The 25915-nt window shown below is 43.1% G+C and carries 20 protein-coding genes; 5 read left to right on the top strand and 15 right to left on the bottom strand.

Features of this window, described 5'->3' with window-relative positions; translation table 11 throughout:
- The first annotated feature begins 18 nt into the window (after positions 1-18).
- From QUB56_RS25025 to QUB56_RS25015, 3 genes are all read left to right on the top strand, one after another.
- Positions 19-300, top strand: a complete 282-nt coding sequence (locus QUB56_RS25025) for an aromatic amino acid lyase (RefSeq protein ID WP_332958889.1) — start codon at positions 19-21, stop codon at positions 298-300.
- 492 nt (positions 301-792) lie between these two features.
- On the top strand, positions 793-957 hold the full coding sequence (locus QUB56_RS25020) for a hypothetical protein (RefSeq protein ID WP_332958888.1): 165 nt from the start codon (positions 793-795) through the stop codon (positions 955-957).
- A gap of 140 nt (positions 958-1097) precedes the next feature.
- Positions 1098-2663: an FAD-dependent oxidoreductase gene (locus tag QUB56_RS25015; RefSeq protein ID WP_332958887.1), complete on the top strand. Its 1566-nt coding sequence runs from the start codon at positions 1098-1100 to the stop codon at positions 2661-2663.
- A 294-nt stretch (positions 2664-2957) separates the two neighbouring features.
- On the opposite strand, the gene QUB56_RS25010 is transcribed toward QUB56_RS25015, so the two are convergent.
- Positions 2958-3827, bottom strand: a complete 870-nt coding sequence (locus QUB56_RS25010) for a lipid kinase (RefSeq protein WP_332958885.1) — start codon at positions 3825-3827, stop codon at positions 2958-2960.
- A 224-nt stretch (positions 3828-4051) separates the two neighbouring features.
- On the opposite strand from QUB56_RS25010, the gene QUB56_RS25005 reads away from it, so the two are divergent.
- Positions 4052-5353, top strand: a complete 1302-nt coding sequence (locus QUB56_RS25005; protein WP_332958884.1) for a HEAT repeat domain-containing protein — start codon at positions 4052-4054, stop codon at positions 5351-5353.
- A 129-nt stretch (positions 5354-5482) separates the two neighbouring features.
- Here QUB56_RS25005 and QUB56_RS25000 read toward each other — a convergent pair whose 3' ends face one another.
- The 14 genes from QUB56_RS25000 to QUB56_RS24935 all read right to left on the bottom strand — a co-directional run bounded on the left by QUB56_RS25000 (position 5483) and on the right by QUB56_RS24935 (position 22363).
- Positions 5483-6619: a DegT/DnrJ/EryC1/StrS family aminotransferase gene (locus QUB56_RS25000; protein ID WP_332958882.1), complete on the bottom strand. Its 1137-nt coding sequence runs from the start codon at positions 6617-6619 to the stop codon at positions 5483-5485.
- Between the two features lie 36 nt (positions 6620-6655).
- Positions 6656-7732 carry a GNAT family N-acetyltransferase gene (locus QUB56_RS24995; RefSeq protein WP_332958880.1) on the bottom strand — a complete coding sequence of 359 codons (1077 nt, stop codon included), beginning with the start codon at positions 7730-7732 and terminating at the stop codon, positions 6656-6658.
- Positions 7733-7737: 5 nt separating this feature from the next.
- Positions 7738-8610 carry a phytanoyl-CoA dioxygenase family protein gene (locus QUB56_RS24990; protein WP_332958879.1) on the bottom strand — a complete coding sequence of 291 codons (873 nt, stop codon included), beginning with the start codon at positions 8608-8610 and terminating at the stop codon, positions 7738-7740.
- A 17-nt stretch (positions 8611-8627) separates the two neighbouring features.
- Positions 8628-9728, bottom strand: coding sequence for a DegT/DnrJ/EryC1/StrS aminotransferase family protein (locus tag QUB56_RS24985; RefSeq protein ID WP_332958878.1), 1101 nt, complete (start codon positions 9726-9728; stop codon positions 8628-8630).
- Positions 9729-9741: 13 nt separating this feature from the next.
- Positions 9742-10428: a sugar transferase gene (locus tag QUB56_RS24980; RefSeq protein ID WP_332958877.1), complete on the bottom strand. Its 687-nt coding sequence runs from the start codon at positions 10426-10428 to the stop codon at positions 9742-9744.
- A gap of 335 nt (positions 10429-10763) precedes the next feature.
- Positions 10764-11645, bottom strand: a complete 882-nt coding sequence (locus QUB56_RS24975; RefSeq protein WP_332958876.1) for a glycosyltransferase family A protein — start codon at positions 11643-11645, stop codon at positions 10764-10766.
- Positions 11646-11927: 282 nt separating this feature from the next.
- Positions 11928-12194, bottom strand: a complete 267-nt coding sequence (locus tag QUB56_RS24970) for a hypothetical protein (RefSeq protein ID WP_332958875.1) — start codon at positions 12192-12194, stop codon at positions 11928-11930.
- 74 nt (positions 12195-12268) lie between these two features.
- Positions 12269-13402: a glycosyltransferase gene (locus QUB56_RS24965; protein WP_332958874.1), complete on the bottom strand. Its 1134-nt coding sequence runs from the start codon at positions 13400-13402 to the stop codon at positions 12269-12271.
- 103 nt (positions 13403-13505) lie between these two features.
- On the bottom strand, positions 13506-14381 hold the full coding sequence (locus QUB56_RS24960; RefSeq protein ID WP_332958873.1) for a glycosyltransferase family 2 protein: 876 nt from the start codon (positions 14379-14381) through the stop codon (positions 13506-13508).
- 74 nt (positions 14382-14455) lie between these two features.
- Positions 14456-15628: a hypothetical protein gene (locus QUB56_RS24955; protein ID WP_332958872.1), complete on the bottom strand. Its 1173-nt coding sequence runs from the start codon at positions 15626-15628 to the stop codon at positions 14456-14458.
- Positions 15629-15682: 54 nt separating this feature from the next.
- On the bottom strand, positions 15683-16996 hold the full coding sequence (locus tag QUB56_RS24950; protein WP_332958870.1) for an O-antigen ligase family protein: 1314 nt from the start codon (positions 16994-16996) through the stop codon (positions 15683-15685).
- A gap of 10 nt (positions 16997-17006) precedes the next feature.
- Complete coding sequence (locus tag QUB56_RS24945) at positions 17007-18194, bottom strand: glycosyltransferase family 1 protein (RefSeq protein ID WP_332958869.1); 1188 nt, start codon at positions 18192-18194, stop codon at positions 17007-17009.
- Positions 18160-19500 (bottom strand): oligosaccharide flippase family protein, encoded by a 1341-nt coding sequence (locus QUB56_RS24940; RefSeq protein WP_332958867.1) that lies wholly within the window; start codon positions 19498-19500, stop codon positions 18160-18162. Before QUB56_RS24940 ends, QUB56_RS24945 begins: the two co-directional genes overlap by 35 nt.
- A 79-nt stretch (positions 19501-19579) precedes the next feature.
- Positions 19580-22363, bottom strand: coding sequence for a polysaccharide biosynthesis protein (locus tag QUB56_RS24935; RefSeq protein WP_332958865.1), 2784 nt, complete (start codon positions 22361-22363; stop codon positions 19580-19582).
- 1333 nt (positions 22364-23696) lie between these two features.
- Here QUB56_RS24935 and QUB56_RS24930 point away from each other — a divergent pair.
- Positions 23697-25913, top strand: coding sequence for a polysaccharide biosynthesis tyrosine autokinase (locus tag QUB56_RS24930; RefSeq protein ID WP_332958864.1), 2217 nt, complete (start codon positions 23697-23699; stop codon positions 25911-25913).
- Positions 25914-25915: the final 2 nt, after the last annotated feature.

Here is a 25915-nt window from a genome sequence, read left to right as displayed (position 1 = left end):
CCCAGCGAACAATTAAGCTTGGCAGCCCAGATTTTACCCACTTCGATTTTTAGGAAGGAAAATACCGTTCATGCCTATGGTGCAATTCAGAAAACTTGCGTGTACTTAGCTAGAGAAAATCAGGAACTAGCAGCGGCAATACTTGATTTTCCCATTGCTGGCAATATTGAAGATGTGCCAACAAATGCTCGAAGAACTGTGCAGCGTGTTAGGACACAGATTGACACCCTCTCTTACATTTTAGGAATCGAAATGATGCACGCTGCACAACCTATTGACTTACAGCAGATTCCACGTTAAGGAAGTACATCCGTCAAGCGATCAATCGCTGTAGGGAAACGGCACGGCGCCGTGTCCTCTATCGAAAGCTATGCACCTGACTTACCTAAAAAATGCTGTAAGATGGCAAAAAAATCCTCAGTGGAAATTATCGACAGTCACTAAAAAAATATTTGAACAGTACAGACAGGTCGTTGCTTTCATGAAAAGCGATCGCGTGTTAACCTATGGTATTGAAAAGTCATATTCATTTGTGAAAAACTATCAAAAATAGGTAGAATCAAATTTTTGACAAATGTGAAAACTTACTCGCTTTTGACTAGCTTAAATACCATTTTTTAGGGCCGTCTAAGATTATGAATCCGGTTGCCAAATAGAACTTGGTAGTCCCTAATTATTTGAACTTATATTCGTTTTCATCGGGAGCAGATAACTTGCTCGGAGAGGCGCACGCAACAGGTTAACTGTTCACCATCAAGATTAATAAAAAAGATATTAAATCCCCTAAATCGCTTGCGTAAGTTCCGTAATGGCTCACTAAGTAATCTCAAAGGGAGCCACTGGACAATTCAATCCAAGCTGCAAGGGTTGCTGCTAGGAGTTAGCCTCGGTTCTGTGGTGGTAGTTAGTGGGATTGGCTGGGGGGGTGACAACCCGCCTGAAACTCTGATGGAGTAAAGATTTAGCCAACTTATGCTAAAAAAAAGATAGGTAGAAAGCGGGTTTCCCGCCACCCCATGCGTAAGCCCTGAAACTGTCGGAAATGTTGATCTAAGCTAAATTATAAAAAATCAACCGCTGTTTAATACTAAAACCCGATGTCCCTCACCGAACAAATCCTCTCCCAACTGCCAGCAGATGCCCTCGGAGGCCTGAGAAAAGTCGATCGACTCTGGGAAAACCTCAAACAAAACACCGCACCGGCACCCCAAGCAGTCAAACACAGCCAACAACCCCTGGAAACCCTCGACTTCGACATAGTTATCGGCGGCGGAACCCTAGGAATATTAATCGGTACCGCCTTAGCCGTGCGGGGTTGGCGAGTAGCCTTGCTCGAACGCGGCATCCTGCGAGGACGCGAGCAAGAATGGAACATTTCTCGCAAAGAATTAGACGCATTCTTAGAACTAAATCTGCTATCTGTTGAAGAGATAGAAAAAGCCATAGCCACCGAATACAACCCAGCGCGCATCAGCTTTGCCAACACTCCAGACATCTGGATTTCGGGCGTACTAAACATCGGAGTCGATCCAGTTTTCCTCCTCGAAACCCTCAAGCAGCGATTCCTCCAAGCTGGAGGGAAACTATTTGAAAATACCCCCTTTAAAATAGCTACTATTCACCCAGATGGAGTCCTTGTTGAATCGGAAAATACCGATTTACAACTTGCTAAAAATTTATTTAAAACCAGATTATTCTTAGACGCTATGGGACATTTTTCGCCGATTGTCCGCCAAGCAAGACAAGGCAAAAAACCCGACGCCGTATGTTTAGTAGTCGGCAGTTGCGCTCAAGGATATCCCAAAAACGACACCGGCGACATATTTGCATCCTTCACCCCAATGCAAAATCAGTGCCAATATTTTTGGGAAGCATTTCCAGCCAGAGACGGCCGCACCACCTACTTATTTACCTACATAGACGCCGACACAGAAAGATTCAGTTTAGAAACATTATTTGAAGAGTATTTGCGCTTGCTTCCCCAATATCAAAACGTCGAGCTCGAACAGTTAAAATTCCAAAGAGCACTCTACGGATTCTTCCCCTGCTATCGCCAAAGTCCTCTAAAAACGCCTTGGAATCGCATACTCCCAGTCGGAGACAGCAGCGGTAGCCAATCTCCCCTCAGCTTTGGCGGTTTCGGCGCGATGGTACGCCACCTCAAACGCTTGACTCTAGGAATTGAGGAAGCTTTGACAAGCGATAGTCTCAGCAAAAATTCCCTGGCACTTTTGCAACCCTACCAGCCGAATCTATCAGTTACCTGGTTGTTTCAGCGTTCGATGAGTGCTGCGATGAATCAAAAAATAGACCCCAATCAAATCAATCAACTTTTGGCTGCGGTATTTCAGGTAATGGCAGAGTTGGGAGAACCGGTACTCAAACCGTTTCTTCAAGATATCGTGCTGTTTCCTGCTTTGTCCCAAACTCTGTTTAAAACAGCAATTAGCCATCCCGGATTAGTTATGAAAATTATCCCGCAGGTGGGAATAGCTAATTTGCTCGATTGGATGGTTCATTATGTGAATTTAGGAATTTATACGGGATTGCAGCCTTTGGGGAAAGCCGTAGAACCGCAGGTAAAAAATTTAGGACCGGAGCAGCAATACTATTTTCACCGATTAGTTGAAGCGTGGCAATACGGCGCTGGAGGCGATTATTAAGTGAACTGGCTAGGAGGGCTTGTTGCACAAAAAATTACTCGTTACTAGGCTGGAGCCTAGTAACGCAGATCCCGAGGCTCTGCAAAATTACTCGTTACCAGGCTGGAGCCTGGTAACGCAGATCCCGAGGCTCTGCCTCGATTTTCGGCAGCGAGGCAGAGCCTCTATATATGGGTTCCCAGGCTGGAGCCGGGGAACCAGTTAACTGATATATTCGGCAGCGAGGTAGAGCCTCTAGATATGGGTTCCCAGGCTGGAGCCGGGGAACCAGTTAACTGATATATTAGTTGTGAGTTATAAAGGAGCTATAACTGCTAAAGCTTGAGGAATCACTCGGAATTTTGCAGGGGTGTAAGTTGTAATTTCACCGTCGGTATTAATCGGACGGCGTTTGCTAGTATTAACCTCAAATTCTTGAGCTTGCAATGTGCGAACGTTAGGCCAACTGGTATGATTGCCTTGCTTCATAGCCGGCAGCAAAGCAATGATTTCCCACCAGTTTTTTGTTTCCAAACTGTACAAATCTAGTCGCCTGTCGTCGATTGTGGCATCCTCGGCAACTTTCATGCCGCCACCGTAATAGCGGCCGTTGCCAATGGCAATTTGAATAGTTTTAACATGAAAAGATTGGTTGTTTACCTTGATTTGTGCTCGGAACGGTCGCGCTGACAAAATTGTCTGCAGAGCAGTAAAAGCATAAGCTAAAACTCCCCAGCGCTGCTTTACGTCTTTAGTCAGCCGCTGGGTAATTTGCACGCTCAATCCCAAACTCGCTACATTAAAAAAATGCTGGCCGTTCACCCAACCTAAGTCTATTAGCCGAACTTGACCGCTGGCAATTACTTGACAAGCTGCCGATAAAGCTGTAGGAATTTCCAGAGTGCGAGCGAGGTCGTTAGCCGTTCCCATCGGCAAAATACCCAAGGGTAACTTGGTGTCTATCAAACCTTCTATGGCGGCGTTGAGAGTGCCGTCGCCACCGCCGATTATTACTAATTCGACTTGGTTTTGGTAGCGCCGAATTGTGTCGGGAAGTTCGCGGGGGTGGTTGGTAGATTCTATAATTAACTCAAAACCCAGTGCTTCTAATTCTACAGTGGCTTGAGATAATAGCTTTTGCCCTTTTCGGGAGTGCTGGTTTACTATAAGTAGAGCTTTCTTCATTGGTTAATCTTTAATGGAGAATATGGAGTATTTTAAATTACAAAAAGTATAGCTTGATGGCTTAACTGTATGAAATTAATGCTTTAGTTCGATTTTATAGATTATGATGGATTGACAAAAATGTCGGAAAATGGATAATTGTAGCAAAAGATTCCTAAAAAGTACCTCCGGCTCTGGGCTAGCAGCAAACAATCTCGCTTCTCGATCGAAGCCAAACTAAAATTATGTCTAATTTTTTAGAACAAGCGCAAGTCGCTGCCGATCGCAAAAACTGGCCCTTGTTAGTCGAATGCTTGCAGCAAGTGACAGCCAAGGGGGGCACGCCGCAGGAACAACAACACATTTTAGAGCAAGCTGTTAGTTTAGCAATAGAAGCCTTGGAATGGGGTGATTTTCAAGACCGTTGGGAAATTGCTAAAGTATTGCCCAATCTGGGAAATGGCGCGATCGCACCTTTAATTTCGATTCTGGAAGACGAAGACGCAGACACGGAGCAGCGGTGGTTCGCCGCCCGCATCCTCGGAAAGTTCGATCGCCCGGAAGTGATTCAAGCTTTAGTAGAATTGGTCAAAAATTCCGACGAAGAATTGAGCCAAATCGCCGCCGAAACCCTAGGGAATTTCGGCCCTCGGGCTATAGAATCCCTCGCAACTCTCCTACTCCAAGAAGACTCGCGACAGTTTGCAACAGCAGCACTTGCCCAAATTCGGCGCACCGAAACCATCGCACCGCTGTTGAGCGTAGTCGGAGACTCTCAAGTTGCGGTGCGGGCGCACGCAATCGAGGCCTTGAGCAGCTTTCACGACTCCCGCATCCCGCCGGTACTGGTAGCAGCACTCAAAGATCCGGCGACAGCAGTCAGAAAAGAAGCCGTGCGAGCTCTCGGGGTGCGCGCCTATTTAGACGCAGATTTAGATTTAGTTAACTTGCTCAAACCGTTGCTTTCGGACATCCGATTAGAAGTTTGCAAGCTGGCGGCGATCGCTCTAGGGCGAGTGAAAACCGATGCTGCTGCGGCTGCTTTATTTGAATTGCTGCGATCGCCCCTAACTCCGGTTGAATTGCAAATCGAAACTGTGCGCGCCCTAAGCTGGAGCGAAACCGCAGCCGCTTTAGAATATTTGCAGCAAACCTTAATTGCCGACTTTTATAACTCAAACTCTCTTGTTTGTCAAGAGATTGTCACTGTTTTAGGACGAGTAGAAAAGCCGGAATTAAAAGCCAAAGCTGCTGAAATTATGATGGATTTGCTCAAAACCGGTCATCCCGCCGTGGAGTCTGTGGAAATCAAACAATCTTTAGCTTTAGGGTTAGGGCAATTAGGGGATATGAGAGCGCTAGATGTCCTGATTCAAATGTTAGCAGACGCCAACACAAGCGTCAGGCTGCACTGCACTGCTGCGCTCAAACAGCTAGGTGCTGCCGAGGCGAGGCAGCAATTACAAAGTTTACTTAAGCAAGAGAGTCTCGAACCAAGATTAAAACAAGGAATTGCGATCGCCCTGCAAGAATGGCAAGAAAATTAATCAAAAGACAAAATACCCAAATCCCCAACTTCTTGAAGAAGTCAGGGATCTAATAGCGATCGCATCTTTCTTCTTCCTGCCTCCGTTACATCGGTTACAGAATCCGTTGCCGAACTTCCTTCGGCTATCTCATCCATTTTCTTTGTGAATTTGGGCGATCGCACTTGTCACCCGCTCTAAATCTTCATCAGTTAAATTAGAGCCAGAAGGCAAGCAAAGCCCGTACTCAAATAACTCTTGGGCCACCGCACCTTCAATACATTCGCAATCGGCAAATACTGGCTGTAAATGTAAAGGTTTCCAAACCGGACGCGCTTCTATTTTCTTTTGAGCAAGTGCTAAACGAACTTGTTCTCTATCTGCACCGAAAGCGGCCGGATCGATTGTTAAACAAGTCAGCCAGCGAGTAGATTTTCCAAAAGCAGCTTCCGGCATAAATTCGATTCCCGGCAAGTTTCCTAAAGCTTGTTTGTAAACCTCAAAATTGTGTCGTCTCGCTTCAACTCGCTCCTCCAACACCCGTAATTGACCGCGACCAATTCCCGCCAAAACATTACTGAGACGATAATTGTAGCCAATTTCTGAATGTTGGTAATGAGGAGCGGGGTCACGGGCTTGTGTTGCCAAAAAACGAGCTTTTTCTACCAGTTTTTGGTCATCGGAAACTAACATTCCGCCGCCGGAAGTGGTGATAATTTTATTGCCGTTAAATGAGAAAATGCCGATTTTACCAAAGCTTCCAGGCGATCGGTTTTTATAGCTAGCCCCTAGAGATTCTGCCGCATCTTCTATTAGCGGAATTTCATAAGCATTGCAAGCTTCTAGAATTGGGTCGATATCGCAACTTTGACCGTAGAGGTGTACAATTACAACAGCTTTGGGTAAGCTACCAATTTTTGCTCGTTTGTCAAGTGCTTCTCGGAACAAATCGGGGTTGAGATTCCAAGAAGTGCGATCGCTATCAATAAAAACTGGTTTGGCGCCAAGATAAGTAATCGGCGTCGCAGTCGCAATAAAAGTCAGAGTCGAGCAAAAAACCTCATCTCCCGAACCGACACCAATTAATTGTAAAGCCAAATGCAAAGCTGCGGTACCGGAAGTAACAGCCGCTGCGTGTTTAGCGCCAACTACCTCGCAGAATTCTTGCTCGAAAGCATCCACATGGGGGCCGACGGGGGCGATCCAATTGGTGTCAAAGGCTTCTTTGACGAACTCCTGTTCGAGGGAACCCATGTGAGGTGTTGATAGGAGAATTTGTTTGAGCATTACTTCTAACCAGGCTTATTGACTACGAGCTTGCTGTTATGGTAAAGCACGATAGGCAGGGAAAAACCCTGAATTGAACAGTGTTGCAGAATCCGTCTCCAAAGCGCTTGCCCGCAATTCTACCAGATGATGATATTTTTCTTCATCTGTAATCAGACGCATTGTAAAAAAAAGATGCCTTTGTTCAGAAAACCCAGACTTGAATATATAGAGACTATCTTGATTTGAGCCTCCCACACCACCTCCCATGTGAAAAAACTCATTGCCTCGTTCTTGAGACCAGTATCTGCCGTAATCAAATACTAAACTAAAAGGAGACTCGCTCAAAAACTCGGTTTTGCTTCCACCGAGGTGAGCCTGAACTATCCCACCGCATTCCAGAAACAAGCAAGCACTGGCAATCTGATCTCCCTTTTCTACAAGGCATAAATGAATGCTATCGCCTAATTTTGATAAATCTTCAAAATAACTGCGCCCAAAATAATAAGATTGACTGGCTTCAACGCGCCCCATAGTCTCTTCATAAATTGCCATAAATTCATTGATATATTCTAAATAAGGGACTATTCTTGCCGTCAACCCCAATCTTTTGCACTTATTAATTGTACTTTTATGACCTCTTCTAGTCCGCGATTTAATTTGAGAGGCAGGAAGTTTTAAGTCAACGGATACCGTGCTGCCATTGTCAGTGAGAGTACCGGGTTTAAATATTTGATTGATGTTCTCGTTGAGGATGGGATGAAGCCGAAAAAAAGCGGAACATATATTTTTGCTCCTGAACACCCGCTTCAACTCTTCGATCGCCGAATCTGGAAACCCAGGCGTACTAGCTGCTGCCTCACTTAATAAAATTCCGGGATACCCGTAGGGCGAAACCGCATCAAAAATTCCCTGTGCGGTTGATTTTGTGGGAAGTATATCATCGCATTGACGCAGCAAATAAGGCAGGAAAAAAATCTTGGCGCCATCAACCATCAAAAAAGCTTCAGGAGTTGTCTTAGTTCTTTTTGCTTCAGTCAACAAATACTCAGGCAAGTGATAGGTATCATGGCGCACTTTTTGCAATGTTTCCTGCCACAATGGGTTTAATAAATCAATAATTTGAACGTTCATTTGTCTTACTCCGACCACACAATGGGAAATATTGCCGGATCGCTGAAATCAGGATTGCCGTTGGGCAATTTACGGCACAAAAGTTCGTTAGGGATGTGAATTTCTTCTCCTTTTTGGTTCCAAAAATGCCTATATTGGTTGGCTTCGTCCTGTAGATGGATTGCCATTGCCAAGCGGAAGACATTGCTGGTGTTGGGGTAGCTGCCGTGAACTGTCCAACAGTGATGAAAGCTGATTTGACCTTTCTTTAATATCATTGGCAATTTCAGGACTTGTCGTCCTTCTCGGTGAAATTGATCTTCAATTTCTTCAAGGTTTGGGTTGTTGAAGGAGCGCATATTTCCGAGTCCAGGCCACTTGTGGCTACCATCGAAAACGGCGACCGGCCCGAGAGACTCATCGCAGTCTTGGAAAGGTATCCAAGCGGTAAGTAAGTTGTCGGAGGTACAGGTAGACCAGTAAGCGCGATCGACGTGCCAGCCGATGGTGGTTTTGGTGCTTTTGGGCGGTTTACAGATGATTTGGTCGTCTAGAATGCGAATTTGTTTGGTTCTGGCAAGTCGTGCGGCGATCGCGCCAATAATTGGCTGAAGGGCAAATTTTCGCAGCAGCTTGCTTTGCAAGGAAATGAATTCGTTATTGCGCGTAACGTCCCCATCTTCCGGCTTCCAGTTGCAGTATCCGCCACTGAGGGGAAGTACCGCATCTCGTTCTCCCCGGTAGAACTTTTCGCAGCCAAGTATTCCCTCTTCAATCATTTCATCGGGGATGACTTTTTTTGAGATGTACCAGCCGTGTTCTTCGTAAAAAGCAACATCTTCTTCTGTGGGTAAAAGAGCTATCTGTTCGGCTGTCAAATGTTGGGTAAAAGTCTCCATTTTTGCTCTACTCCTGACTAATAACTAGCGCTTGGTTGCAGTGGGTAAAATTCAGCAATTTTTGCTGCTACTTGGGTAATATCGTTGTAGGAATAACGATGATCTGTGGGAACAGTCAGCAGGCGATTTGATAAATCGAAGGCCTTCGGATCGTTACCCGACAATTTGTCTGGCGGTTGAGGCCAATGAACAGGAGCGAAAATGTTTTTACTTATCAAAAATCGGCGCAGTTCTTCCCTAATTTGATGATTTTTACAGAGTAAGATGCTATTAAAGGGAACAGAACCGGAAGACCAATTTGTAAATAGAGGTTGGTAACTTTCCTGTTGGTTTTTTAATAGCATCTCTAAAAAATCTTTGACGTTGGTTGCCCGCTGTTGCCTCATTTCGGAAATCTTTAAACTTAAGAGTACATTGTTTGTGAGGGTGGAAATAGACCGATCGCCATCATTGATTAGATGCTCCTCTCCTTCCATTTGCAGGATTCGATAGCTATCTTTGGAAATATCTGCACCTATCAAGTACGCTCGCTTGAGCAGCATAGCCGTGAGTTTTTGGGCGGCTGCCGATGATTCGGGTTGAGAAGGTCGAGGCAGTTCCATTTTTTGCCCAGACCAAATCATCGCTCCGTCTGGAATCGGCAGTGTTTTACGCAGCGATGCCATTGCGTAATGAGCGGTAGTTTGCTGCGCCCAAAGCGAGAAAGGATCGTGGCTGTGGTCTTCAATTAAGATAATATCTTGATTTTGAGTCAGCCAATCTTGCCAAGGTTTTCCTTCTTTCACCCCAAACAAATTAACTGCCAATACTAAATCACCCGGTAAGGGGCGAAGGGAGTTAAAATCAGGGACTGTTTCTGTGGGCAAATCGCGATACCAACACAGCTCGAAAACTTTACTGATTTTGGCTGCAACTTCCATGCAGTAATATGTCGGTAAATGCAGCCTTAATCGACCTTCGCGATCTCCTTTCAAAAAACGCTCAAGAGCCAATAGAATGCCCGTAGCTGTGGAAAATAGTTCGTAGTTTTCGGGGAATAAATTTTCCGATGATGCTGGTGGTGTCAAGGCATCATCCGACCAATGAAATTCTGAGCCGACTTCCCATCTTGCTATCATTGATTTTAATGCCTCATTCATTACCTTTAAACTCTTCACCGGTAGCCTGGCCTTCTTGACTAATTTCTTTTTGCCCCAAGACTTTCCAGACTGTTAGGAAAAGTATTTTTAAATCTAATGACAGGCTCCAATTATCGACATACCAAACATCAAGCCTGAATTTCTCCGGCCAATTTCCATCTAGAAGTCGGCGACCATTTACCTGGGCCCAACCGGTGATTCCGGGCATAACATCGTGGCGGCGCGCTTGTTCTGGACTGTAACGCCCTAGATATCGTACTAATAAGGGGCGAGGCCCAACAAAGCTCATGTCGCCTTTGAGAACGTTCAATAGTTGTGGAAGTTCGTCCAGACTTGTTTTGCGAAGAAATTGACCGAGGGGTATGAGACGCTGTTCGTCGGGCAGCAAATTGCCATCAGCGTCGCAATCGCTTGTCATAGTGCGAAACTTGTAGAAATTGAAAACCCGACCGTTTTTACCGGGACGGGGTTGGCAGAAAAAGATGGGCCCGCCCATGCGGATGTAAATGGCGATCGCCACCATTAATATGAGGGGAGAGAAAACCAAAAGGGCGATCGCTGCACATAATCTATCTAATACCCACTTAACCAATTGGCTGACTTTTTTGGGATTTACTAGTTTATTAAGTTGCGATATTTGTGAGTTTGATTTGAGCGGTAGTAATTCGTAAATACTCATGATTCTGCACCCCAACAGCAATTTACTGTTCTTCCCTGACTCTTACAGTATACTGGTTTATACGGTAATGAATCCTGTTAGCTTTACATAAATTTTAAATAACTTCGGTATTCTATGAAGCTTTTGTGAACTTCGGGTTGGGGCGATCGCTTACTTTTACAGCAATAGTCCGGAAAGTTTTTAGTTTGCCGTCTGAAACCCTCGATTTTCCGTTGGTAGCGAACTTGCCTTGGAGCCTTGAAACCCTTATTCTACGGTTAGCCATTAAAAACTGTCCGAAGTATTGTAACCACAAAGAGTCTGATCAACCAATTACTTGAATCTTCATTTGGTTGCTAATTACTTCCACCGCAGGGATACAAACCAAATTCATCAGCGATCGACTGACTCAAAAATACCAATCTATACTTAAAAATCTTTTTAATGAGGGAGCCAATACCTTGCATCAAATTTGTCTTGAGAATCTGTGACGTTATTTTTTTGTTTGCTAAAATATTTTCACCATTTTCAATGGTGTAAACAGCTCCCACAAAGGGTAAGGGTTGGATATTGGCACCCGGTAACACATTAAAGGTACAATCATACCAATCAGGATTTTCAAAAACCCGCTTATGCAAAGCATACTTAATAATCACCGAGGTGCCACAGGTCTGATTAAAAGTTTTAGTGTTCATGTAAAGAATTTTACTGTTTTCTCGATAGATGTATCCTTTCCTAAACGCCCAACCATCACCATCCTGATGTTTATCGACATACTCAGCGAGGTGTTTACTGACACAATCATCAGAATCTACCACCATAATATGTGAAGGCTGAAATTGTTGACTAAAGTCTATTCCCGTTAAAATTTTTCGGGATTTGTCTGCATTTTTCAGGGTAATTTCTTTGCTATGGAAAGCATATTCATAACCCTGCAGCCGTTCTTGTTCGGTTTCCTTGTAAATAGGTACTGGAAAATCAACCTCAACATAGTAAAGATGAGGATGTTGAAACTGAATATTCGGCCTCTCGTTACAAACCACAACAACTCGGAAATTAGGTGATGTTTGGTTACAAGCAGACTTAACGCATCGTTCAACTAATTTAGAGAGGATTTCCCATGAATTTGTAATTTTTTTACTTTTGACCGGAATAATAAAGACAAGCATGAATATTTCCTCATATTTTAGTTTTTTAGAGTTTGTTAAAACAATTTTGCTGAGTATATCCATCATCATTTGATAACTCGACTATCACCTCATCTCGCACTTTCCACTCGTTCTCTTGAAGTTGATATTTTCACCAAAAGAGGCTATCTAGCGTTATTATAAACGCCTAAAAAGAAGCTGTCAAGGTTACGAGCTATAAATTTTTATCTAAATTCAATATCGTTGATTGCTAAAAACTCTTGCCCCAAGCATTTAGGGCATTATTTGAGAAAAATTAGCACACTAAGTACGCCAGACCTGAATTTGTTTGAGCATGACTTCTAACCAGGCTTATTTACTAATAACTTGCTGTTATGGTAAAGCACGATAGGCAGGGAAAAACCCTGAAGTGAGCAGTCTTGCAGAATCCGTCTCCAAAGCGCTTGCCCGCAATTCTACCAATTGCTCTGGTTCTTTGAACGGATCTGGAACGCGATCGAAACCCCGAACCAATCTCGAAACCCGCACCATGCTCAAAGCAGTTGAACCGCAGGCATAGACTTCAAATCCAGCGCGGCAGATGCTTTCTGCGGCGATGTAAGCTGTGCGGCACCATCCGTAAGTAACTAAAATTCTCATTATATTCTTATCGTGTTTGTACTAAAAAGTTACCCGTGGGATGACAGAATTGATTTATGAGTGCTTCCCATGTTCTAAGATAGAACGTCGCTATACAGACTTTCGTATAGCTTTAAGATATGTGGCACGTCATAATTAACCATATCTTCTCGTCCGCGCTTGCCCATCTTTTGAGCTTCGTCTGGATGATCTAAAATCCATGCCATTGCTTCAGCCATTCCGTTGATATCTCCCACTTTTACCAGCCGCCCCTTTCCATCTACTAATAAATCGCGAGTGCCGCGAATTTCTGTACCAATGACGGGGGTTTCCATGCACAAAGATTCCATCACGCAATTGGGAAGTCCTTCTTGTGCAGAAGCAATCAAAGTAGCTACAGACGCACGCATTAAAACTGGAATATCCCTGCGTAGCCCCAAAAAATGCACTTGGTTTTGAATTCCCAACTTGGCTGCGAGTTGCTGCATTTCCTGGAAAATTCGTCCATTTCCGGCGAAGGCTAAATGTACTTGAGGCCGACCGAGTTGGGCAAATGCCTTTAAAATATCCCCAGGACGTTTGCGGGGAATAAATTCAGCTACCGACAAAAACAAAGAGTTTTCCGGTGCTAATCCCAACTCTTGACGTACTCCCATTATCTCAGCTTCGGAAATAGCATGGGGATTAAAGCGCTCGAGATTTAAACCAGTTCCGGGGATATAACGAACTCGTTCGGGAGAAATGAGTCCATAGCGCTTTGCTGCTGACTCATCTTCTCGATTAACTACTACTAAATAGTCTGTCCAAGGCCCAGCAATCTTTTCTAATCCCAAAAATATTGCATTTTTATGGGGTGCGCCTCCCTGGTAGAAGTGAAAACCTTGAGCAGTGTAGATTACCTTTACTTTTCCCTGCTTTCTCCAATTGTTAAGAGCATAGCGGGCAACAAAAGCAGCTACTGGTGTGGAAACATTTACTAAATCGTATTGTTGCTGAGCAAGCACCTGACGAATTTGTTGGGGAGCTGCGAGCAAGTTTTTCGGATCTAGGGGGTTGCGCGACCACTCGATATCCCAAACGCGATCGAACAAATCTGGGTAGTCCTTGGTAGTAGAAAGTTCTTTCGCCATTGCATCTACCCGCCAACCTTGAGCGCGTAGGTGCTTGGTTAGAGGCAGGAAAAAATCAAGAGTACCTGGAATAGTAGTGATAATTAGAAGTTTGTTCATGTTTTTTGTTTTTCCTTCAACCAAGCTTCAGTCATCTCTCGCACGTAGCGGTAAAATTCATTCCGCCCTTCGCCTAGCACTTCATCTCGATAGTCTTTCAATACTAAATATCTTCAGTTTCACGATTACATTGTTCCCAAATTTCTTTCCATTGTCTTAATTCTTTTGAAGAAACTGGGTGATTACCAGCCCGATGCCGTAGGATCTTTAAATTTAAACCTGTACTCATTGCCACAACATCTACTGAACCTTTTGCTAGTTGCTCTACTACCCCCCATGTCCACCCATAGTTTTTTTCTTGCCATGCTTTTCCTAGTAAGATTTTAGACAAGTTATAGCGACTTAATAAAATTTTTTTGAGTGACAAATCTGCCACACGATATGCGAGTAAAATATTGGGAATACAGGCAAAATGACTGGTTGGATAGCTACGAAGTAGAATCTCATAATCTTCAATCCGAGTCGCCCATGTTTGGTATTGATAAGTCCGGAACCATTCAATTTTTCCCATCCACGTGGGATGTAATATGTTAAAACCTGCTCTCGGACGATGACAAATTTCATTGTGTTCAAGATTTCCTTGAGTTATTCCCATAGGCTTTCCTTCTCCATCAAAGACTAGATACTTTGTTCCTAAAAGATCAATTTCAGGATGTGCTTCAAGATATTCTACTTGAGATTTTAGACGCTCTGGATAAGCAATATCGTCCCCATCCATTCGGGCAAAATACTTACCCTGACTCAGAGCGATCGCCTGGTTTAGACGACGCTGAAGCTTTTGGTTAAGCCCATCGGCTATGATTCGAATTCTCGGATCTTTAAAACTCATGGCAATCTTTAATGTTTGATCTTCAGAGCCATCATCAATTAGCAGAAGTTCCCAATGAGAATAGGTTTGATTTAACAGAGAACGAACTGCTAACTTTAAAGTTTTTTCACAGTTGAAAATAGGCATTCCAATACTGACCAGTGGTTCCATTTTATCCTCCTCTAAAGTATGCCCTCGAATTTACAGACACATGATTTTTTTGGAAATATAAAGCGTTTTATGTTTCATAAATTAAAAAAATAAGTATGAACAGCAAGTGGCTCAAGTTTTCCATAAAGCTTCCCATGTCTAAAGTTCATCCGAGAAATCTCTGGAACCATTGAACGCAGATTTTTTACAGAAATAGGTAGTGGAATTGTAAAATTATCAACTGCTTGATTAGAGGCGTTAGTAAGAATTACCATAGCTTTATCGTTGAGTACCCAAATAGCTCCAAATACATTTTGGTAGTTAACATCTATTTTACGCCAACTTCCTTGTAATAAGAAAGGAGTGATAGTCTTAACCTCAGGCACTAAAGATTTTAATCCCTCCCATAACTTAGGATGATCTGGCAAGTACCAACTACTATCATAATAAGTGTAATAAATAATTCCTTTAACCCCTGCCACTAAGGCTTGGTAGGTCATATTTTTTACTTCATTAAAAGTCGGAATTACCGGGTGTTTAAGATGTTCTTGAGAATCTGACCAGGAAAAAGCCTGTATATTCGCATAAACAGTTCCATTGAAGGGTGCAACTGTCTCACGAGTAAGAGACACTCGCCGATAAGTAGAAGAAATTTCATCATTGTTACCAATGGGATAAGATTGCATAGCAATTATATCAGAACAATTTTCAAATTTATAAATTTCATCGGAATATCCACTTATATAAGTAATATGGTTGGAATCTAATGATTTTATCTTATGATTCAATTGCCGAATATCATGGGGAGTCTGCTTGCCATCATTTACGTCATCCGCAATATTCCAGGCTAAAACAGCAGGTTTGTGTTTAAACTCCTTAACAACATTCTGTAAATTAATTTGTTGCTCAGTAATAACATATATTCCCTGTTGTGCTGATTGATCAAGAAAGTCCCCATAGCTACTTTGATCGTTTCTGTCGGTTGTCGAAGAAACATGAATTGTATTAAATCCAGCCTTCGCAATGTTCTGCATAGCTTTTATTCTCTCTACTGCTGTTGATTGCCATGAAACATGATAAAATCCCAAGGGAAATAAAGGCTTACCGTTCACAGTTGTGATTCCCTTAACAATTTTTACACTTCTTATTTGGGATTGAGAAAGAGAATCTGGATAAGGGAAACCAAGAAAACCATTATCAAAAAATAAACACAAACTCATAATCAAGGATAGTAAAAAAAATGTCGCAAGCTTAATTGTGTTCTTCATAGTTAATTGTTAGTATTAATGAAACAGCTAGAAAAAATTTTGACTTTAAGAAATTTACTTTGGAACTTTTCTCCTAAGAGCGATCGCAACAGAGCAGAGATAAAAGCCAATAAATTGTCCTATAGAAGGAGTTGGATAAAACGTTTCTTGACTTCCTGCTGAGACCAAAAAAGCAACTGTTACCCAAAAGATGGGTTTTTGTCCAATTTCAAACTGATATAGATTACGCAGTATCAAATAAAACAAGAAAGAAAAGATTACCAAACCTATTAATCCAGTTTCGGAAGTAATCTGCAAAGGAAGCATATGTGCATTGTCCCCACGATCAATGGCAGAGCCAAATCCGTTGCCAACAAACCAATTAATAGGATTATTATCTAGACTCGCTAGGTGTGCAACCCATCGCTCATCACGCCCACTTAAATTTTCCTTTTTATTAGCTTGTAGTACCGTAAGTTGTCGTTCAATAATTGAGCCTTCATTAGAGTTTAACTCAAGTGATTGCAATCCAATTTGGGTGGCAAATATTGTTATTACTAGGAAGAAAGTAATAACCCAAAAGGCATGAGTAGGTTTATACAAGTAATATACAACGACAAAAAATAACATCGATACTAAACCAGCGCGAGATTCGCTGATAAATACAATGAATAAAGAAATAACAATTAAAATTGTATTCTGAATCGCTTGATTTTGATTTGGTGTTAAATGAATTCTCAATCCGATTAGCATCATTACTTGAGCAGCTACATAGGCACGATTATATCCAACAAATCCCAACCCCTGTTTTCCACCGGACTTGGCTATGCCTTCATAAAATTGCCAAGGTCCTACTTTCGGTAAATGTGCAACTATACTATCAATCGGAATTAAACCTGCATAAGTTATGAAAACTCCCATACATACAAAAATCAAGACTCCATCAACTATCCATCTTGCTACTTCAAGCCTTTTGGGTGTTAAAGGTACGGTTGATGTCAACCAAAATATTGTAAAAAATACTGAAAGTCGATAAAGCTGGAAGGCACCAAAAATCGAACCACTGGACTCTTGATCTGCCGAAGCCTGATAACTAATATAAGATACGATAGAACCAAAAAAAACTATGAATAAAACCAAAATTATCTTTTTTGCAGAAAAAGAAATTTCAACAGTAAATCGCCGACATTTCCAAAATGTGCAAATTAGGCAAACAAACGCTAGATCGGACAAGGTTGGCCAAAGAGCCCAAGGTCCAATCGGTAAGATAGGAATAGTAATACTTTGAGAAGCCAAGTAACAGCACAAAGAAAAAAATAACCACTTAGTCTGATTTAACTGCAATAATAAATAATCTTCATTCTCCTTTTTATAATTCTCCTTAGTCATTTTAATTACCTTAGTTAATTCCCTGAGTAGATATGTATAGCTTTTGATATAAGTTAACCAAGTTTGTCAGACTATTTTGAATGTTAAATGGACTATACTCCATTATCTTCAACATTTCTGGTTTAGAAATGTCAAGTTGACTTTCCCAGGTATTTAAAATCAAATCAGACCATTGTAATGCAGAGCGTGATAATGAAAGCCGTTTTATTAGCAAACTGCGATCTAATTCATCAGTAATAACATCTGATAAAACCAAAGGAAGTCCCGCAGCTTGTGCTTCAATACCTACCACTGGTAATCCTTCGTGTATGGATGGCAAAAGAAAAACATCCATCATACTTTGCATTAATTGAGGGACATCAGATCGCAATCCTGCAAAAATAACATAAGGTGTCAATCCCATCTGTTTTACTTTTTCCTCAATCATGGAGCGTAAAATGCCATCTCCTATCAATAATAGACGCATTCCAGGGTATTTTTTAGCAACAATAGCAGCGATTTCTAAAATAAATAAATGATTTTTTTGATCTTCAAAACGACCAACATGACCAATTATAAAAGCATCTTCTGGAATGCCTAATTCCCGACGCAAGACAAGTCCATCCACAGGTGTTTTAAACGGTGTTAAATCAATACCACAATAGAGCACTTGCCAACGGGGGTTATTCTCCCAATCATCCCCAAATAGAGCCACAGCGGCGACACGACTTGCAGCTAAACCTGTTGTAGCAGAACCCTGAATAAAACCTTTCATTAAGGTCGTATAGAGCCGTCTTAAAAAACTTGCGTGGGCATCTACCTCAGAAGTATCATTATGACTATGAGCGATGCGGATCGGTACTCCCACCTGTTTTGCTAACCATAGAATATAGCCACTAAAGTGATGGACGTGGCTGTGAATTATGTCATAGGGACCATACTCGCGCAAAACACGTTTTAAGTTACGACTGTACAACCAGGGTTTTGAGCGATCGAGACAGGGAATTATCTTGCTTCCCAAGGTACGAATCTCTTCATCGTAAGCGCAGGGCTGATCTGTATGAACCAGAAAATCCATCTGAAAGCGATCGCGATCGATATTTCGCAAGATGTGCATGAGCCACGTTTCAGTGCCTGCCCGGTTCATGCCGCCAACAGCATGGAGGATTCGGATAGAAGGCTTATCAACTAACATATGGTGGTGATTTTGTTTTCTCATGTTTTTGGATCTTGTATATTGCATAAGCAATGACTGCAAAACTAAAAACTACTTGAACGATCGCCCCAACGATCAGCGCGATCGCCGCCCCTAGGACTCCCTGTGTCGGAATTAACCAGAAACAAGCGATCGCACAACTCCCCGTTACCAAAACAAACAAAGGCATTTGCACCCGAAAGTATCTAGCCGCCGTCATCCCGTAACCCAAAAAGGAAGAAACGTAACCCATACCCGCAGCCACCATCAGCCACGCGAACAAATCCGATCGCTCGGCATACTCCGGCTTATAGAGTAAAGTTAGGATTGGCCGGCCGGCAACAACAGCGACAAAAACGCCTCCCGCACCTAACATCAAGCCAACCCCCACCAGCTTCAGAATTAGCGTGCGAAAAGCAGTGCTATTTCCCGCCGCATAATATTTTGCCAGCCGCGGACTTGCAGACTCCGCCAGCGCACTCACTACCATCTGCCCAACCACCATCAGGTAAGACATTGCAGCGAAAATCCCCAGTTCCCGTTCGCCCAAATACCGCTCGATAAAGTATCGAGGAATGTTAGTATTCAGCGAAATCAACATCATCACAAAACCCAGAGGTAAAGCCAGCCAAACTAACTTTCCCAAAGTTTTTCTCTCCCAGCGCGGGTACAAGGGATTTTGGCTGTTTGCAAGTTCAGCATTGGCCACTAATAAATCTTCTCCCTCTCTCCCATGCGAGGAATTCTTTAAAATTAATCTACCATTGCCAATCTCCCAGCCGAAGAGAACTAAACCCCAGGCAATTGCTAATCCGATCGCTCCCCCTACAACACTCCCCGTCAAAGAAACTCCGATACCTAAAAGTAACAGCGATAACGGGCCTTTAATCATCAGGGCGATCGCAATCCGATCCATCCGTTCGTGTTGTTGAATCAGTCCGTAAAACACGTCGCTGATCGACTCAAATGCCTTTGCCAGGGCGATCGCCAAAATCACCAACGAAGTCTCCCACCGATATCCTGCTTTGAGCGTAATTCCCGCAATTATCAAGAGTGCTAACCCAGTTCCAATTAACCTCAGGCCCAGATAATCACTGAAAACATAGTCCCCTTTGGCATCCGTCGCTTGGATACCTCGCAGTTGCAAATTAGTAAACATGATAACAGGCGCTGTGACCGCCAGACCCAAGGTAAATTGACCCACCATTTCAGGACTGCCCAATTTAGCAAGCGCCACCAACATCCCCCACTGGGAAGCCGCATAAATGAGGTTACCCGTGAAAGTCCAGGAAAAATTCCGGCGTAGTGTTAGCGGTTTCAACTGTTTCATTAGTAGCTAATTACCTGCTTGCTAATTTGTCTATTCAAACTCGTGTATTTTCCCTCAAAAAATCTTAACTAATACCCCCTTAACTATTAACAGCCAGATCCCCCATCAATTTTTCTACCTGAGAGCCTTCTACAGGCTTAGAGAAAAAGTCTCCCTGTCCGTAGAGGCATTTCAAAGCTTTGAGCTCAGCTATTTGCCAGCTCGTTTCCACTCCTGTTGCAATCATACCCATACCTAACTCCTCACTGATCGCCCTAATTTTCCGAATATTTTCTAAGTTCTGGTTGCTAGCATCCAGCCCGCTGACTAGAGAACTATCTAGCTTCAAACTGTCGAATCTCCCATACTTAAGCCGCGTCAATTGGTAAAGGTGAGTTAATGATACATCACTAACACCGCAGTGGTCTATTTGTACTTGCAACCCTAAGGTTTTAATTTTGAGAAAAACCGACCCCGCCAACTCGGAATTTTCCGTCACAACATATTCAGGAATTTCTAACCTCAAACTCGAAGTATCGAGATTTGTTTCCTTCAATATTTTGGGAATCGTCTCGATTAAGTCAGCGTGGAAAAACTGTTTTCTAGTCAGATTCACGCTGACTGTTAAAGGAGATTCAAGAGCAAATTGCGACTGCCAAATCCGCATCTGGCTGCAAGCTTGTCGCAGCACCCACTCGCCAATAGGAACAATCAAGCCCGTTTCTTCTGCAGCTGGTAGGAATTCGTCTGGCAAAAGCAAACCTCGATTCGGGTGCTGCCACCGCAACAGCGCTTCAAAACCACTAATTTGAGCGGTTTCCAGACAGACGATCGGCTGATAGTACATCCGAAACTCGTCATTGGCAAGAGCCACCCCCAAATCATTATGTAACTGCACAGATTCTGAACTGTTAATTTTTGGCGTATCCGTTGTTTCTTTGGCTGTATTTGCGTGCAAATTAGCTGTTGAATATCCTGGTATGTATTCAGGTATTAACTGCTGTAGCATGGAGACAATTAAATTGGCATCATTAACATCGCCTGCTTGACAAAGGGCTTCTACTTCGTCGTCAATATTTTCTTTCACTAGGCGGCTGGCATTGCCGAGACTGAGAATTTTTTCGTGTTGAGTGCGGTTGTATTTCTCGCCCGGAATAAACAGCTCTTCAAACAATTTTTCTCCCGGCCGCAGCCCTGTGAACTCGATTTCTATGTCTTTGCCCAGTTCATATCCTGAGAGCCGAATCAAATCCTTTGCTAAATCACAAATTCTGACTGGTTCCCCCATCTCAAGCATGAATACTTCCCCGCCACTGCCGATGACTGCTGCCTGCAAAACCAGTTGAACTGCTTCGGGAATTGTCATGAAATAGCGAGTGATATCTGGATGGGTAATTGTGATCGGCCCGCCCTCAGCAATTTGTCGCTTGAAAGTAGGTACGACGCTACCCCGGCTGCCAAGAACATTACCGAAACGAACCACTACAAAGGGGTTTTTGCTTTTTTTGGCTGCTTGCAGCACCAGCATTTCGGCAACTCTTTTGCTAGCTCCCATAATGCTAGTTGGATTCACTGCTTTGTCGGTGGAAATCATCACAAATTGTTCCACCTGGTATTTCAATGCCATATCTAGCAGATTTTTCGTCCCCCGCACATTGTTAGTAATCGCTTCAGGCGGGTTTAATTCCATCATGGGTACGTGTTTGTGAGCCGCCGCATGGAAAATGATCTCTGGTCTCATTGTCCGAAAAACGTACTCTAAGCGATCGCGAAAGCGAATATCGGCTATCAAGCCTGTCACGCGAGTAATATCTGTTTGGGTTTTGCTGTTTTGTTTGATTTCTAACAGGATTTTTCCGAGTTCTTGTTGAATATTGAATACAGAATTTTCTCCGTGTCCGACGATGATAATTTCTGCGGGAGCGCACTTTAATATTTGCCGGCAAAGTTCGCTGCCGATGGAGCCACCCGCACCAGTAATTAGAACTTTCTTGCCTCCAATCAATCCCAAGACTTTCTCAACATCGGTTTGAATGGGTTCGCGGCGGAGCAAGTCCTCAATCTTTACTTCTCTGAGGCTACCTAAACTTACACGACCATTCATGATTTCGTTGAGGCGCGGGAGGATGCTGGTTGGAATTCCAATTGACTGGCAAATTTCTAGGATTTCCCTAATCTCTTTTCCCAGAGCTGAGGGGATGGCAATTATGACTTTGGCTATATTTAGCGATCGAACTACTTCGGGAATGCTATCACGATTGCCGACTACAGTCAGTCCGCGAATCTGCTTCCTGAATTTTTTGGGGTCGTCGTCAATGAATGCGATGGGATGGAGTCCTACCTCCGGGCTCCTCTGCATCGACAGCACCAGAGATGTGCCTGCACTGCCCGCACCGACTATCAGGATGCGATCGCCCTGCTGAAATTTCCCGGGTCTTGGGTTCCATCTTTCGAGGGCGGGAATGCTGAAACGAATCGCTGCAACTAACAAAAAGCTGATCATAGCCTGTAGTAGCGGCAGCGATCGTGGCAGATTTGCGATCGGCGAATTATTTAGGTGGTAGAGTTTTTGGAACCAGATAGTTTCTACTACTAGGGATATACCTATCAGCATCGCTATTTGTTCCATTTCTTCCAGGCCGGCATACTGCCAGTAACGCTTGTATAAGCCGCCGGCATAAAATACTATAAGTTTGACTGCTACAAATAATACTGTAATTACAGCCAGACTTTGTAAGTAGGGACCCAGATTCAATATGCCATCTAAACGAATGTCCAGGGCCAATAACGGTGCGATCGCAAAACAAATTGTATCGATTATCAAAAAATGACGGGTTCTTAATCCGACCAACACTTTACTGAGTTTTTTTATGTTCTTATTCATCACACCCTCTTAGACAACAACTTTACCGTAACTAGAGCGAATACCTAATGCTGAGGTGGTTTTTTATACCACCCTGCGCGCTGTAATTAATCAGCCTTTTTATCGGGCATCACTCAAGTGATATTCTCTTTAAGGATAAATTGTTAAGAAAATGTCCCATCTCTTAATTTCCTTTTTGAGATTTATATGTGGTTGATTAAATTTTTAGATCGCAGCTTATTGCTGAGTTTACCAGACTCTACTTCTTCGCTCTCTCATAACGTTATAAATTTTTAATTATTACTTAATATTTCTTAAGCAAAATATGTTTTGTTAAGGGGGTGGCAAACAACATATGTGGAAAAACCCTGACATTGCTTGACTTAAATCATCTAAGGGCTCTCGTCAATAATTTGTTTAAAATCCTAAGGCGTGTTTTCTTGCCTCGTTGTATCCTAGAAAATAGGCGAGCTCCGGCATGGAGTCTTGAGGAATCGAGGAGACTTAAGTACGCAACAGTGGGATTCGTTAAAACAGCTAATTCCACCGCTCCAACCCAAAACCAGTAAGTCTGCGTCATGACCACCGACAGGTTGTGAAGGGCATCCACAGGATACTCAGAACCGGGGCGTTATAGCAAGACCTGCGGTGAACGAGCAAGTGGGAAAGCCTGGCAACACGGTTTTATCGGTGGCAAAAAGCCGATATTTGCAAACAAGTCCTAGAAGGCCTACAAGCCGATGCAGACTAACTCCGAAACCTAGACTGTCCGGTTGATTAGGTCGATGGAACCGTGATTCTTGCACACCAACACCCCGAGGGTGGAAACAAGGCGGCAAATCACAGGAGAAACTAGGTCGTTCTCGTGGTGGTTTTAGTAGCAAAATACACATTTGTTGTGAGGGTAAAGGTAAACGCATAACTTTTCTTCTGAGTCAAGGTCAACCTAACGAGTCAATTTTTTTAGAACAATTGATGGAACACTTGAGCAGTAAGCGCATTCTGGTGCAGATAGCCGCGTCTACCCCCTGAAAGAGTGGTAGGAGACAAAGCCTCACGCACGTCGTCGCATCCGTAGTCATCTACGGCGAGGTATCCGTTTTACCATCCCACGACTTTCAAATGAACTACGTCGCGGTCTTTTTAGCCCTGAAATCTACCGTCAAGGCAATAATATAGTTAAATGTGCTATCAACCGACTCAAGAACTGGAGACCTATTGCTACCCGATCTGAGAAATTGCGTGCAAATTATACAGCCATGATTACGATCGCCTGCATTCGGTTGTGGTTATAGTTTAAAAACACGCCCTAGGGTGTTAAAGTTTACCAAAAATTATTTTTCGGGAGTAACAGATGGAATCAACTGAAAGTGGTATTGGATTTCAGGAATACTGGCAGATTTTGAAGCGCAGGTGGCTGCCAGCCTTAGCTGTATTTGCCTCGGTTGTGGCACTCACCACCTATGGCACCCTGAGGCAAAAAGCAGTTTATGAAGCAGAAGGAAAGCTGTTATTTAAGAAAACAACTCCTGGATCTGCTTTAACAGAATTGGGCAAAGAAATCGGAGTGTTGACTCCGGCGGCGGAGCAAAGCAACCCTCTGACTACCGAAATAGAACTGATTCGTTCTGTCGAAAATGTCGAAAAAACTATAAATAGGTTTCAGTTAAAAGACGAAAAAAATCATCCCCTGAAAACCAAAGATTTTTTTAAAAAGCTGACCGTAGCTACTGTTAAGGGCGCTGATATCCTAACGGTTTCATACAAAGACCAAAACCCAAAGATAGCAGCCGATGTCGTAAAAACCATGATGAACTTTTATATAGATAACAATCAAAAAGTGAATCGCTTAGAAGCTGTGTCTGTTCGACAGTTTATTGAAAGGAAACTGCCTAACTCGAACCAAGCTATGCGGAAAGCAGCGGCAGAATTGAGTAAATTTAAAGAAGATAATAAAGTTGTAAATCTTGAAGAAGAAGCTAAATCAGCAGTAGCAGTTATGGCGCAACTAGAAAGTCAAATCGACCAAGCTAAGTCGGATTTGCTCAATGCCAGTGCTAAGTCCAAAGCATTTGAAGACGAATTACAAATGAATCCCCAGCAAGCATTGACCGCCAGCACTCTCAGCCAATCTAGCACTGTGCAGGAAGCTCTGAAAGAGTACAAACAAATAGAGCGTGAGTTAGCTATTGAGCAAAATCGCTTCCGGGATAAGTCGCCTATGATAACTAGGTTAGAAATTAAAAAAGCTACCATAAAAAATTTACTCGACCAACAAATACAACAAGTTTTAGGCGGGCAACAGCCGTTGCTCAATCAAAGTTTACAGATAGGAGAGGTGAAACCAAAACTGATCGAAGAATTTATCAAGGTAGATGTAGAACGCCAGGGTTTGGCTGAGCGAGTTACTATTCTATCAAATGCTCTATCTGGCTACAAGCAGCGGGTAAAACTTTTGCCGAAGTTAGAGAAGGAAAAGCGGGAACTAGAAAGAAAACTCCAAGAAGCGGAAGCTGATTATGAAGAATTGCAGAAAAAACTCCAGCAAATTCGGATTACTGAAAATCAGCAAGTGGGGAATGCTCGGATTATCCAAAAGCCGAGTGTTCCGGAGGAACCAGTGCGTTCTCGCAAGTCTTTATTGCTGGTATCGGGCAGCTTGTTGGGAACTCTGCTTGCTCTAGCTGCGGCGCTGCTTTTAGAATCTCAAGATAAGTCTGTCAAAACTATTGAAGAGGCGAGGGAATTATTTGGGTTTACTTTGTTGGGGGTGATTCCTTTCCAGAGAAAGTTTGAAAAAAATCCTCGGCGCAATTCCTGGCAACTTAAGTCTGCTGCGCAGGATTTAGGGGTATCTCCCCGACAGATTGTTGTTAGAGATACTCCTCATACTTCGAGCAGTGCTGCTTACCGAATGCTTCAGGCAAATCTCAGGTTCCTGAGTTCTGATAAAGAGCTGAAAGTGATTGTTGTCAGTAGTTCGCTACCGCAAGAAGGCAAGTCTACTGTATCCGCTAATTTGGCTGTAGCTATAGCTCAATTAGGACGGAAGGTTTTGCTGGTAGATGCGGATATGCACTGTCCTGTTCAACATCAAATTTGGGAACTTCCCAATCAAGTAGGCTTGAGCAATGTGATAGTCGGACAAGCTGGGTTTGGGGATGCGATCGCCCAAGTTATGGATAATTTAGATGTGCTCACTTGCGGGGTGATTCCGCCTAATCCAATGGCTCTGTTGGATTCACAGCGGATCACTTTATTGATTAAGCAATTTTCGGCTACTTACGATGCAGTGATTATCGATGCTCCTTCTCTGAATGTTGCTGCTGATGCTCTGATTCTGGGGAATAAAGCAGATGGGATTTTATTGGTTGTGCGACCTGGAGTGCTTAATTCGGGTACTGTGGCTTTTGCCAAGGAGCTTTTGAAGAAATCAAGCCAGCACGTTCTGGGCTTAGTGGTGAATGGAGTAAGTCCTAAAAACGAACCGCACAGCCATTACTATTTTACCAATGAATCTTACGCTCAAGAGCAGAGTCCTGGTATCAATAAAATAACGAATAACCAGTAACC

This window comes from Microcoleus sp. AR_TQ3_B6, from assembly GCF_036702785.1.
In the GTDB taxonomy this organism is placed as follows: Bacteria; Cyanobacteriota; Cyanobacteriia; order Cyanobacteriales; family Microcoleaceae; genus Microcoleus.
The sequence above is the reverse complement of the archived record's forward strand: the minus strand, read 5'-3'. Positions and strand labels throughout refer to the sequence as shown.